Annotated in this window: 9 protein-coding genes and 1 riboswitch; of the genes, 1 reads left to right on the top strand and 8 read right to left on the bottom strand. The window is 58.7% G+C overall.

What is annotated here, in order from left to right; all coding sequences use genetic code 11:
- Positions 1–15: 15 nt before the first annotated feature.
- From fusA to HMPREF1267_RS02375, 7 genes are all read right to left on the bottom strand, one after another.
- Positions 16–2,145, bottom strand: coding sequence for an elongation factor G (gene fusA, locus HMPREF1267_RS02405; protein ID WP_023016729.1), 2,130 nt, complete (start codon positions 2,143–2,145; stop codon positions 16–18).
- A gap of 318 nt (positions 2,146–2,463) precedes the next feature.
- Positions 2,464–2,931 carry a 30S ribosomal protein S7 gene (gene rpsG, locus HMPREF1267_RS02400; protein ID WP_005276881.1) on the bottom strand — a complete coding sequence of 156 codons (468 nt, stop codon included), beginning with the start codon at positions 2,929–2,931 and terminating at the stop codon, positions 2,464–2,466.
- 6 nt (positions 2,932–2,937) lie between these two features.
- Complete coding sequence (gene rpsL, locus HMPREF1267_RS02395; RefSeq protein ID WP_005276879.1) at positions 2,938–3,309, bottom strand: 30S ribosomal protein S12; 372 nt, start codon at positions 3,307–3,309, stop codon at positions 2,938–2,940.
- 263 nt (positions 3,310–3,572) lie between these two features.
- Entirely contained in the window at positions 3,573–4,124 is a 552-nt protein-coding gene (locus HMPREF1267_RS02390) for a hypothetical protein (RefSeq protein WP_005276877.1), read from the bottom strand.
- A gap of 26 nt (positions 4,125–4,150) precedes the next feature.
- A complete protein-coding gene (locus HMPREF1267_RS02385; RefSeq protein ID WP_005281190.1) occupies positions 4,151–4,921 on the bottom strand; it encodes an energy-coupling factor transporter transmembrane protein EcfT in 771 nt (256 codons plus the stop codon).
- On the bottom strand, positions 4,914–6,341 hold the full coding sequence (locus HMPREF1267_RS02380) for an ABC transporter ATP-binding protein (RefSeq protein WP_023028272.1): 1,428 nt from the start codon (positions 6,339–6,341) through the stop codon (positions 4,914–4,916). Before HMPREF1267_RS02380 ends, HMPREF1267_RS02385 begins: the two co-directional genes overlap by 8 nt.
- 13 nt (positions 6,342–6,354) lie before the next feature.
- Positions 6,355–6,969, bottom strand: coding sequence for an ECF transporter S component (locus HMPREF1267_RS02375; RefSeq protein WP_023016726.1), 615 nt, complete (start codon positions 6,967–6,969; stop codon positions 6,355–6,357).
- Positions 6,959–7,114: riboswitch (TPP riboswitch) on the bottom strand. Its footprint overlaps the gene before it by 11 nt.
- 367 nt (positions 7,115–7,481) lie before the next feature.
- Here HMPREF1267_RS02375 and HMPREF1267_RS02370 point away from each other — a divergent pair.
- On the top strand, positions 7,482–8,237 hold the full coding sequence (locus HMPREF1267_RS02370; protein ID WP_232215095.1) for a hypothetical protein: 756 nt from the start codon (positions 7,482–7,484) through the stop codon (positions 8,235–8,237).
- Positions 8,238–8,398: 161 nt separating this feature from the next.
- Here the strand turns inward: HMPREF1267_RS02370 and HMPREF1267_RS02365 are convergent, their stop codons facing one another.
- A complete protein-coding gene (locus HMPREF1267_RS02365) occupies positions 8,399–12,394 on the bottom strand; it encodes a DNA-directed RNA polymerase subunit beta' (RefSeq protein ID WP_023028270.1) in 3,996 nt (1,331 codons plus the stop codon).
- Positions 12,395–12,406 lie beyond the last annotated feature (12 nt).

The raw sequence follows: 12,406 nt of genomic DNA, 5'->3' as shown, positions 1-12,406 counted from the left end.
GGCGGGGCGTCTCTATTAGTTAGCGCCGCCGGTGCGCTCTTCGATGATCTCCTGAGCCACGGAGGAAGGAACCTCAGCGTAGGAGTCGAAGACCATGGTGAAGTTAGCGCGGCCTGCGGTGGAAGAACGCAGGTCACCGATGTAGCCGAACATTTCAGACAGCGGAACCTTGGCCTTGACGACCTTGGCGCCAGAGCGGTCTTCCATGGCGAAGACCTGGCCACGACGGGAGGAGATGTCACCGTTAACGGTACCCATGTACTCCTCAGGGGTAACAACCTCAACGGCCATCATTGGCTCCAGCAGAACCGGCTTTGCCTTGGCCATAGCTTCCTTGAATACCTGGGAGCCGGCCAGCTTGAAGGCCATCTCAGAGGAGTCAACGTCGTGGTAAGCGCCGTCTTCCAGCGTTGCCTTGATGTTGACCATCGGGAAGCCAGCCAGGTAGCCGTACTGCATTGCGTCCTGGATACCAGCATCGACGGAAGGGATGTATTCCTTCGGCACGCGGCCACCGGTCACGGCGTTCTCGAAAGCGTAGGTTGCGGACTCGCCCTCTTCCAAGGTCTCTGGGTCCGGGTTGTACGGCTCGATGGTGCAGATAACCTTTGCGAACTGACCGGAACCACCAGTCTGCTTCTTGTGGGTGTAGTCGATGGACTCCACCTTGCGGCGAATGGTCTCGCGGTAAGCAACCTGTGGGTTACCGATGTTTGCCTCGACCTTGAACTCGCGCTTCATGCGGTCAACCAGCACGTCGAGGTGTAGCTCGCCCATACCGCCGATGACGGTCTGGCCAGTCTCATCATCCAGCTCAACGGTGAAGGTTGGGTCCTCGGCAGCGAGCTTCTGGATGGCGTTACCCAGCTTCTCCTGGTCGGCCTTGGTCTTCGGCTCGATGGAGACCTTGATAACCGGGTCCGGGAAGTCCATGGACTCAAGAATGATCTGGTCATTCTTGTCACACAGGGTGTCACCGGTGGTGGTTTCCTTCAGACCAACAACGGCGTAGATGTTGCCGGCGTCAGCCTGCTCCACCGGGTTCTCCTTGTTGGCGTGCATCTGGAAGAGCTTACCGATGCGCTCCTTCTTGCCCTTGGTGGAGTTCATGACCTCGGTACCAGGGGTGACCTGGCCGGAGTACACGCGCACGAAGTTGAGCTGACCGAAGAACGGGTGAGCTGCAATCTTGAAGGACAGTGCGGAGAAGGAAGACTCAACGGAAGGCTTACGGGTAAGCTGCTGGTCCTCATCGCCCACAGCGTGGCCGATAACCTCGCCCACGTCCAGCGGGTTAGGCAGGAAGTCCACAACAGCATCCAGCAGTGGCTGGACACCCTTGTTGCGGTAAGCGGTACCACAGTAGACCGGGTAAATCTCAGAGTTGATGGTCAGCTTACGGATGCCGGCCTTCAGCTCGTCGATGGAGAGCTCTTCGCCGCCGAAGTACTTCTCCATGAGTTCTTCATCAGACTCTGCAACGGCCTCAACCAGCTGCTCGCGGTACTGCTCAGCCTTTTCCTTGAGGTCCTCGGGGATCTCCTCGTAGGTTGGCTCTGCACCGGTCTCGACCTTGCCGCGCCAGGTGATGGCCTGCATGTTCAGCAGGTCAACAACGCCGTCGAAGTCATCCTCAGCGCCGATAGGCAGCTGCATAACGAGCGGCTTAGCGCCCAGGCGCTCAACGATGGTGTCAACGGTGTAGTAGAAGTCTGCGCCCAGCTTGTCCATCTTGTTGACGAAGCAGATACGCGGAACGTCGTACTTAGCGGCCTGGCGCCACACCTGCTCGGACTGTGGCTCCACACCTTCCTTACCGTCGAAGACGGCGACGGCGCCATCGAGGACACGCAGGGAGCGCTCAACCTCAACGGTGAAGTCAACGTGACCCGGGGTGTCAATGATGTTGATCTGGTTGTTGTTCCAGAAACAGGTCACGGCAGCCGAGGTAATGGTGATGCCGCGTTCCTTTTCCTGTGCCATCCAGTCAGTGGTGGATGCACCGTCGTGGGTCTCGCCCACCTTACGGTTGATACCGGTGTAGAAGAGAATACGCTCGGTGGTGGTCGTCTTACCAGCATCGATGTGGGCCATGATGCCAATGTTGCGGACCTTGTTCAGATCCTTGAGCACTTCTTGTGCCACGTTTATACCCCAACTTAATAGTCGTCGACGCCGTGACCAGAAACCTGGCTAAGACGCCTGCATGGATAAGTTCTTGAAAAGTTTGCCATTGTGTGGCCGTGCTAGGTGCCCAGCGGCTCCTAGACTTCCATCGCTTCAGTGTACTGGACACAAAGCGAATGCGCTGGACTAGCCCAGCTGTGCTGGACTAAATCACACCCTGTGCCACCAAAATGGCCCAAGCAAGAGATATGAAGTTTTGTGTCGCCGCCGGGAACCCGGAAATCAGCGCGAAACTCGTTTCTCGTTGCTTAGGCCATTGATGAAGGTGCTGAAAAATTACCAGCGGTAGTGAGCGAAGGCGCGGTTAGCCTCAGCCATCTTGTGGGTATCCTCACGACGCTTGACGGAAGCACCGAGGCCGTTGGAGGCATCCAGGATCTCGTTGGCGAGACGCTCGATCATGGAGTTCTCGCGGCGCTGACGGGTGAAGGTCACCATCCAGCGCAGTGCCAAGGTGTTGGCGCGGTCCGGACGGACCTCAACCGGCACCTGGTAGGTAGCGCCACCCACGCGGCGGGAACGAACCTCGAGGTCCGGGCGGATGTTGCCCAGCGCCTTTTCCAGGGTGCCAACCGGATCGGTGCCGGTCTTCTCACGGCAAGCCTCAAGTGCGCCGTAGACGATGCGCTCTGCGGTGGACTTCTTGCCATCCTGGAGGATCTTGTTGACGAGCATGCTTACCTGCTCGGAGTTGTATACCGGGTCCTTTACTACAGGACGCTTCGGAGCAGCATTCTTACGCATTGTTTATTACTGTCCCTTCTTTGCGCCGTAACGGGAACGAGCCTGCTTACGGTCCTTGACACCCTGGGCATCCAGGGAGCCACGGATGATCTTGTAACGAACACCTGGAAGGTCCTTCACACGGCCGCCGCGAACGAGGACCATGGAGTGCTCCTGCAGGTTGTGGCCCTCACCTGGGATGTAGGCCGAAACCTCGATGCCGCTGGTAAGGCGCACACGAGCAACCTTACGAAGAGCAGAGTTCGGCTTCTTCGGGGTGGTGGTGTACACGCGGGTGCACACGCCACGACGCTGCGGGGAACCCTTCAGCGCAGCGGTAGAGACCTCTTTGCGCTTGGTCTGGCGGCCCTTGCGGACCAGCTGTTGAATAGTTGGCATTAAACAGTCTTTCTGTCGAATTGCACCACTTCTTAAGAAGGGAACCAAACATGCAAAAATAGGCGCTCTTTCCCGGGGCGCTTCCGCATGTCCAGAACTCTTCCCAAGGCGGGCGCCTTGTTAAGGATCAGACTTTTCACCATGTTCTTTGCGCGCCATATTCACACAGGGCGCGCAGTACATAGTGAACTAGCGCTAAGACTAGCAAAGCCAGCGCCATGAACACAAAACCGGTAGTCTATCCTGCCGGCGGCGCGGAGGGACTACTCCCACTCCCACGTCAGGTCTGGCTCTGCAGCCTTGTCAGAAAAGTAGGATTTTTCCTGTTCTTCCCAAGTGGCAAACCACTTTTCGTAGGCCGGCTCGCGCGCAATCGCGCGCTCATAGCGCTGCTCGCGGGGGCCATCGATGCGCACGGTTACTACCGCGCCGCGCTTTTTCGCGGCCGCAATGTTGTCCGCGGTCACGGAGCCAACGCCCTCAACGATGAGATCATCCCGCACGTCGAGGCTGGCCCAGTCACCGGGGCAATTGGCTTCCCAATCCCAGCGCCAATAGCCGGGATTCATGGTGCGCAAGACTTGCTCGCCCACCATCTCGGAGCCCTTCTCCAAGCCATGCCAGCCGGGATAGAATTCATCGAGGTGAACCACCCGCCAATTGGTGCGATCTGCCAAGGTGGCGGCGGTCCAGGTTTTGCCGGAGCCAGAGGGGCCATCGATAAGCACCGTGATGGGTTTAAACGCACGCTTTCGCGAGGCTGCTAGCTTAACGATGTCCTCCAAGAGGCGCTCTTGTTCGGCATCAATGTCCATAGTGCTTGAATCACTGCTTTCGCGGATTAAAGGCCAAAGAATCTCCAGGCCCCAGTAAGTACCGAAGTTACCACCGGTACACAAGCAAGGGCGAGGCCGCAGGCCATCACCCACCCATCGCGGGCGTGCAACCTGGATTCTCGGGCCCAGGTCCGCTCCCCTCCTCCGGGTGGGGTGCGCCCAAATCCGCGCGCTTCCATCGCCGTCGCAAGCTTGCCGCCGCGGCGCAGGGCAATGACCAATAGGCCAAAGGACATCGTAAGCAAGTGCTTGAATCGACCTTCATCCGTAAGCCCGCGGGCCCTGCGCGCCATGCCGAGCGATTGCCAATCGGATTTCAGCAGCGTCATCATGCGCACGCCGGCCACAGCACCAATGACGAAGCGGGAGGGAAGGCGGAGGATCTGCGAGAGGGCATCGCCAAGCTCGGTGGGATCGATATCGCGCGCGAGCACCACCGTGGGTAGCGCGACCGCGAGCACGCGCAGCGTGATCGCGATGGCCAGGGTGAGCGAATTTTCCGTCACCGTAATAAGCCACCAACTGAAGTACTCCTCTCCCCCGGGCGCGCCATAGAGCAGCATGGAAATGCCCGACAGCGGGGCGATGAGGAATAAGAACCAGCCGGCCTTCCACAACCGCAGCCAGGACACGCCGCACAGCGGTGCCAAAATGAGCGTTAGGCTTAGCGATAGCGCCGCCGATACCCAGTCGATGGAGGCGAGCAGCGGCGTAACCCACACAAACATCAGGAAGATACGAGTTAGCGGGTTGACGTTGCGCAAGAGATTAGGCACCGCGCACCTCCACCTGGTGATCGCCCAAGGCCTCTATAAAGAGCGGGTCATGGGTAATGGAGGCAATGGTCGTGCCGTCATCGGCCAATTGGCGCAACAGCCCCACCAACTCCACAAAGGTGCCGGGATCCTGGCCAAAGGTTGGCTCGTCCAAGAGCAGCACCTCCGGGGCGGTCACCAGCGCCGTTGCTACAGAAAGCCGGCGCTTTTCGCCGCCGGATAGCGTAAACGGGTTGGCCTTGAGCAAGTGCCCCAAGCGCAGCGATTCCACCAGCTGCGCGATGCGTTTCTCTGGGGGATCAACGCGCATGACCTTGGGCGCGACCCGCAATTCCTCTTCCACGGTGCGGGCGACAAATTGGTGTTCTGGATTTTGGAAGACGAAACCAATGCGGTCAGCCAACTCGCGGGATTTCCACCGGGAAGGCGGGCCCTTCACGCCGCGGCGGATGAAGTCAGCGACCCCGATTTCCCCGGACTCGGCAGGAAGTAACCCCGCCATAGTCATCAGCCACGTCGATTTTCCCACGCCATTGCGGCCGGTAATGACGGTCGAAGCCCCCGCCGGCAGGGAGATGGATCGCGGCGGCCCATAGCGGGTTACCAAATCCTTGCTCCACAGCGCGGCGTTGGACTCATCGAGCGCATCGCTTTTTAGCGACCTTGCCTGCGGAAGACCGGTGACCTGGCGCTTGCCGGCGGCATCAGCAAAGGGACCATCGGAAATAATGCGTCCATCCTTCAGTTCTACCGCGCGGTCCAGCACGCTTTCCCACGCCGCATGCTGGTGCTCGACCACCACCAAGGTGGCACCCGTGTGCTCTACCAGCTTGCCGACGGCCCGCACCACGTCCCCCGCCCCTTCCGGATCCAGGTTGGCGGTGGGCTCATCCAATAGGACCACGCCCGCGCCCATGGCGATGACCCCGGCGAGCGCCAGGCGTTGCTTCTGCCCGCCGGAAAGGTGCTCGGTGGGAAAATCCAGATCCACATAGGGGCCAACCAACTCTTGGGCTTGGCACACCCTGCGCCAGATCTCCTCGCGCGGATATGCCAGGTTCTCGCAGCCAAAGGCGATATCATCGCCCACGCGCGCGGAGATAACCTGCGAATCCGGATCCTGCAGAACCAAACCCACCGGAATGGTCCGGCCCGGTTCTTCGACCGTGCCCGCAGAATCCTCCAAGGTGATCTCGCCGGTGCGCGTGCCTTCTTCGTCAGAGCCCAAGACGCCGGCGATCGCCGCCAAAAGCGTGGACTTTCCGGAGCCGGAATCCCCGCACAGCAAGACCTTCTCACCGGGTTCGATGACAAGGTCTATGTCCTGCAGCGCCGGTTGGGAACGCCCAGCGTGGGTCCAGCCGTAGCCGCGGGCCGCGATTTTTGTGGCGTTTCCTGCTAAGCGTGAAAAATCAGTCACGGCAGTCTAGGCCCTAAACGCGCTGTTCGCGGCCTACTGCAAAGCGGTCAAGGGCACCAGTCTTAGCCAATGCCTTCACTAGGTAGAAGCCCAGGGCGCCGGCCAAGATGGCACCGGAAATGGTCAGGGTAACCAAGTAGATCATATTGAACTCGAAGGACTTGGCGAGGTTACCGGAGGTAAACAGCTCTAGAACAAAGGCGCCCCAGCCTGCTGCCATACCGGCCAGGATGGTCACGCCAAGGTTGAACTGGCGGTACATGAAGATGGCGAAGATGATCTCCACGCCAATGCCCTGTGCCAGGCCCGAGTACAGGGTGCTAATGCCCCACTGCGAACCCAAGACGGCCGACACCGTGGCGGCAAGGACCTCCACGTAAACTGCCGCACCCGGCTTGCGGATGACCAATCCACCCAGGATGCCGCCGAGCAGCCAGATACCGGTGGCCAAGCCACCAAGGCCCGGCGTGAGCGCATCCATGGCCTCGTACCAGGCATAGCCCACGGCATTCCAGCCCAAGAATACGAAGCCACAGGCAACACCCAAGACGGATGCCACCACGATGTCCACCACGCGCCAGTTCAGGTTGCGCTTTGGCGCTGCGGACGCAGCTGCATTAGTAGTCATTATTTCCTCCCTCTCGCCGGAATTACCCGGATCAGGTTCAACGGTTCACCGCGTCATATCGCAGTATCTCAGCCTTCACCTCTGTGCCTGTGCGGCCTGTGCGCCCGCGGGCCCACAGATTCTGAAAGCTCCCGTGTAATGGTTTAAATCAAGTAGTCCAAGGCCCACATTTTTACTTATCTGGGCCACAGGCTTTACTCATACTAGCAGGCACGCATACGGGTCCCCACAACCAATTCGGCGGCCGAATTGGGCTCCCAGTAACGGGAAGCCTATACACAATCCATCAGACGCTCTCAAAACGAAAGGGCCCCGTCCGATGCTTCGGTTTGTAACCGGTGTTCGGACGTGGCCCTTCCTACTGGAGTGAATTAAGTCCTAGGTGGCTATATCACTCTCTCCATTCCGAGAATAGACCAAAAAGCACATTATGACAAGATCACCTAATCCGCGATGCCGAGGAAGACGAAGCAATGCACGGATCCAGACATGAACAGCATGTACTACAGACGTTGGGGGAACAGCGCACTGAAAAATATTTAACCCAAATGGGAAATCATGCTGGTCGAGCCCTCACGCTTTATAGGTGGGACCTTCAACTATCTGCGGCGCTTTGGAACTTATTATCCGTTTTTGAGATTGTCCTCAGAAACAAGATTTGCAAAGCGATCGATGAATGGAGCGATGAGCAGGAGCCTCAAAGCAATAAAAATTGGATTGAACATCCCACTTGCAATGTATCCTTCCCTCTCTCCAAAGTCAGCCAACAAATTGCAAACAGAGCCCTAGGAAAAGCCAGGAATGCTAAAGGGATTCGCGACAACGGAACTGGGCTCGTCGAAGGAACTCATCCGCGAAAAGGTCAACCCATTAACCGCGATGACATTATTGCCCAAGTCACCTTAACTCAATGGAAGGAAGCTTTCTTCTACCGAGAACCGACAATTCGCCCCGATGGCACCCGCAAGTATTACCCTAACGAGACCACCTATACGAATCTCAAGTCCGTGTACAAAGAGATAACTAGCCGGGCGCTGTCATCGGGCCCTAAGAGTATTTCCCCTGATCGAGCTAGTTTTATCATGCATCACGCCGTTTTGCTTAGAAATAGAATTAGCCGCCAAGAGTCACTGATCGATATCGATTGCAGCATCTACCGGAAGGAAATTTTTGAATTACTTAATTGCTTGGATCCTAACGTTCTTCAATATTTTTCGGCGAGCGATCCCCTTCCAGAAATTCTGAAAAACGATCCTCGTTCAAAGTGACGTTAAATTGTATCCCAATTTAAATCCCATATTTGAAAATCAAAATATTTATAGGCCATCTGCGTTAATAGAGAAATATCCTGAAAGAGCCCCCGCTTACCGTGTGCACGGAAGCGGGGGCTCTGACTGGACGCGGTGCCGAGGGGCACGCGCTCTAGGACTTAGAAGGTGAAGTCCTCATCCAGCGGAACGGAAGCGCCGGTGAATTCACCGAAGCCGTCATCACCGTAGATGGAATCGCCGTAAGTCGGAATCGAGTAAGCGGCGTTGCGCGCAGCCTCGGTCGGCTTGACGGAGATATTGCGGTAACGGGAGATACCGGTACCGGCCGGGATCAGCTTACCGATGATGACGTTTTCCTTGAGGCCGATGAGCTTATCGGAGCGCTTGTTAATAGCGGCATCGGTAAGCACACGCGTGGTCTCCTGGAACGAAGCAGCGGACAGCCAAGACTCGGTAGCCAAGGAGGCCTTAGTAATACCCATGATCTCCGAGCGCAGCTGCGCCGGCTCGCCGCCTTCTGCAACCTGTGCAGCGTTCATCTGCTTGGCCTCAGAAAGGTCGATCAGGTTGCCCGGCAGCAGCTCCGTGGTACCGGCGTCGATGACGGTACCGCGGCGCAGCATCTGGCGGATGATGATCTCGATGTGCTTGTCGTGGATGGCCACACCCTGGGTGCGGTACACGGCCTGCACCTCGTTGATGAGGTGCTGCTCCACACCGCGACGACCCAGAACCTCGAGCACGTCGTGCGGGTCAGCCGCACCACGCATCAAGCGGTCACCGGTCTCAACGTGGTCGCCGTCCCTCAAGGAACGCTCGATCATCGCATCCGGGTTGGACTCCATCGGGCGACGCACCTGGGCCAGGCCCTGGCGCTTGGAGAGCTTCTCGTAAACCACGTCATCAGAACCGTCATCCGGGGTGATGGTCATGGTCCAGAAGTTGCCCTCATCGGACAGGGACACGGTGCCGTCCACGGAAGCAATCGGTGCGCGGTTCTTCGGGTTACGAGCCTCGAAGAGCTCCTGCACACGCGGCAGACCACCGGTAATGTCGCCACCGACACCACCCTGGTGGAAGGTACGCATGGTCAGCTGGGTACCAGGCTCACCAATGGACTGTGCAGCCACGATGCCGACGGCCTCGCCGATGTCGACCAATTGGCCGGACGCCATGGACTTGCCGTAGCACTTCGCACAGACACCGGCCGGGGTCTGGCAGGTCAGCACGGAGCGGACCTTGACGTCGGTGACCTTGGCATCGAGAAGCTTCTGCGTGAGCTCCTCGGTCAGGTCTGCACCGGCCTCTGCAACGACCTCGCCGTTCTCGTCCTTGACGTCCGTAGCAAGCACGCGACCGGAAGCGGAGGTCTCCCACAGCTCGGAGAGGACGACCTTGTCGCCGGAGACCTCGCCGATAGGAACGCGCACGCCCTGGCGGGTGCCACAGTCCTCTTCGCGGACGATGACGTCCTGGGCGACGTCCACCAGACGACGGGTGAGGTAACCGGAGTCAGCGGTACGCAGTGCGGTATCGGCCAGACCCTTACGGGAACCGTGGGAGTTGTTGAAGTACTCCAGCACGGACAGGCCTTCGCGGAAGGAGGTCTTAATCGGACGGGTGATGTAATCACCGTGCGAGTTCACAACCATGCCCTTCATACCGGCCAGCGTCCAGATCTGACGCATGTTACCGGCAGCACCCGACTTCACAATCATCGGAATTGGGTTGTAATCCGGGTAGATGCTCTCAACGGCCTCACCGACGGTATCGGTAGCGTCCTTCCACAGCTCTACCAGGCGGTCATAACGCTCGCGCTCCGTGAGTGCACCCTGCTCCCAGTACTTACGCTCAATGCGCTCTGCTTCCTTCTCATAAGACTCGAGGATCTCGGTCTTATTCGGCAGCACGAGCACGTCAGACATCGTAATGGTCACACCGGAACGGGTTGCCCAGTAGAAGCCAGCGTCCTTCATGTTGTCCAGAACCTGGGCCACGGTGATCATTGGGTACTTGGTGGCCAAGTCATTGACCACGTCACCAATGAGGACCTTGCCGTCGGTGCCGCCGCCCTTGCGGACCATGATGCCCTCAAGGTACGGGTAGTTCCACGGCAGCAGCTCGTTGAACATAATGCGGCCGATGGTGGTGTAACCCAACCATGCCTGGCCCTTGGACCAGCCATCGGGGAAGAGTTCTGCCTCGATGTCCTCTGGTGGGCGCAGGTGATCGATGCGGACCTTGATCGGTGCCTGCAGGCCAACCGTGCCGCGGTCGTAGGCCATGAGGGCCTCGGCGTAGGACGAATACACGCCGGTTGCCGGGTGGTCCTCGCCAGCCTCGCGGTAACGACCGTTGCCACCAATCTCGTCCTCTGCCTTGTCCATGGTGAGGTAGTACAGACCGGTCACCATATCCAGACGCGGCATAGCCAGTGGCTTACCGGATGCCGGGGACAGAATGTTGTTGGAAGCCAGCATCAGCACGCGAGCCTCTGCCTGTGCCTCGGCGGATAGCGGCAGGTGAACTGCCATCTGGTCACCGTCGAAGTCGGCGTTGAAGGCCTCACAGGCCAGTGGGTGCAGCTGAATAGCCTTACCCTCAACCAGCTTCGGCTCGAAGGCCTGGATACCCAGGCGGTGCAGAGTAGGTGCACGGTTGAGCATCACTGGGTGCTCAGAAATGGCCTGCTCCAGCACGTCCCACACCTCTGGGCGCTGGCGCTCCACCATGCGCTTAGCAGACTTGATGTTCTGGGCGTAGTCGTTTTCGACCAAGCGCTTCATCACGAAGGGCTTGAACAGCTCGAGTGCCATCAGCTTCGGAAGACCACACTCGTGCAGCTTCAGCTGCGGGCCCACGATAATAACGGAACGACCGGAGTAGTCCACGCGCTTACCCAGCAAGTTCTGGCGGAAACGGCCCTGCTTGCCCTTGAGCAAGTCAGACAGGGACTTCAACGGGCGGTTGCCCGGGCCGGTAACCGGACGGCCACGGCGGCCGTTATCGAAGAGCGCGTCCACAGACTCCTGCAGCATGCGCTTCTCGTTATTCACGATGATCTCTGGTGCGCCCAGGTCGATCATGCGCTTCAGGCGGTTATTGCGGTTAATAACGCGGCGGTACAGGTCATTCAGGTCCGAGGTAGCGAAGCGGCCACCGTCCAGCTGCACCATCGGGCGCAACTCAGGCGGAATAACCGGAATAGCGTCCAGCACCATGCCTGCCGGGTCGTTGCCGGAGTTAAGGAATGCGGCAACGACCTTGAGGCGCTTAAGCGCGCGCATCTTCTTCTGGCCCTTGCCGTTGTTGATGATCTCGCGCAGCTCCTCAGCCTCTGCCTCGAGGTCGAAATTGCGGACCAAGGTCTGGATGGCTTCTGCACCCATGCCGCCGGTGAAGTAATCCTCGTAGCGGTCAACCAGCTCTTCGTAGATGGTCTCATCGATGACCATCTGCTTCGGAGCAAGCTTCAAGAAGGTGTTCCAGATTTCATCCAGGCGTGCGACTTCCCGCTCGCCGCGCTCGCGGATGTGCTGCATTTCCTTATCAGCAGCGTTTTGTACCTTCTTGCGGGCATCGGCACGCGCTCCGGCTGCCTCCAGCTCCGCCAAGTCGGACTCGAGCTTGGAAGCGCGCTCTGCGATCTCGGACTCGGTCTCGTCCTCAACGTCCTTCTTCTCCAGGAGCATTTCTGCTTCCAGAGTGGACTGATCGTTGTGGCGAGCCTCTTCATCAACGGAGGTGATGATGTTGGCAGCGAAGTAGATGATGCGCTCAAGGTCCTTCGGTGCCAGGTCCAGCAGGTAGCCCAAGCGGGAAGGAACGCCCTTGAAGTACCAGATGTGGGTTACCGGAGCGGCCAGCTCGATGTGGCCCATGCGCTCACGACGCACCTTGGACTTGGTGACCTCAACGCCGCAACGCTCACAGATGATGCCCTTGTAGCGGACGCGCTTGTACTTACCACAAGCACACTCCCAGTCACGGGTAGGTCCGAAAATGCGCTCGCAGAACAGGCCGTCCTTTTCCGGCTTTAGCGTGCGGTAGTTAATGGTCTCGGGCTTTTTAACCTCGCCCTTAGACCAGCGACGGATATCGTCAGCAGTGGCCAGACCGATGCGGAGCTCGTCGAAGAGATTTACGTCAAACACGTAATGTCTCCC

The sequence above is a fragment of the Corynebacterium sp. KPL1824 genome, assembly GCF_000478095.1.
GTDB classification, from domain to species: Bacteria; Actinomycetota; Actinomycetes; order Mycobacteriales; family Mycobacteriaceae; genus Corynebacterium; species Corynebacterium accolens.
The sequence above is the reverse complement of the archived record's forward strand: the minus strand, read 5'-3'. Positions and strand labels throughout refer to the sequence as shown.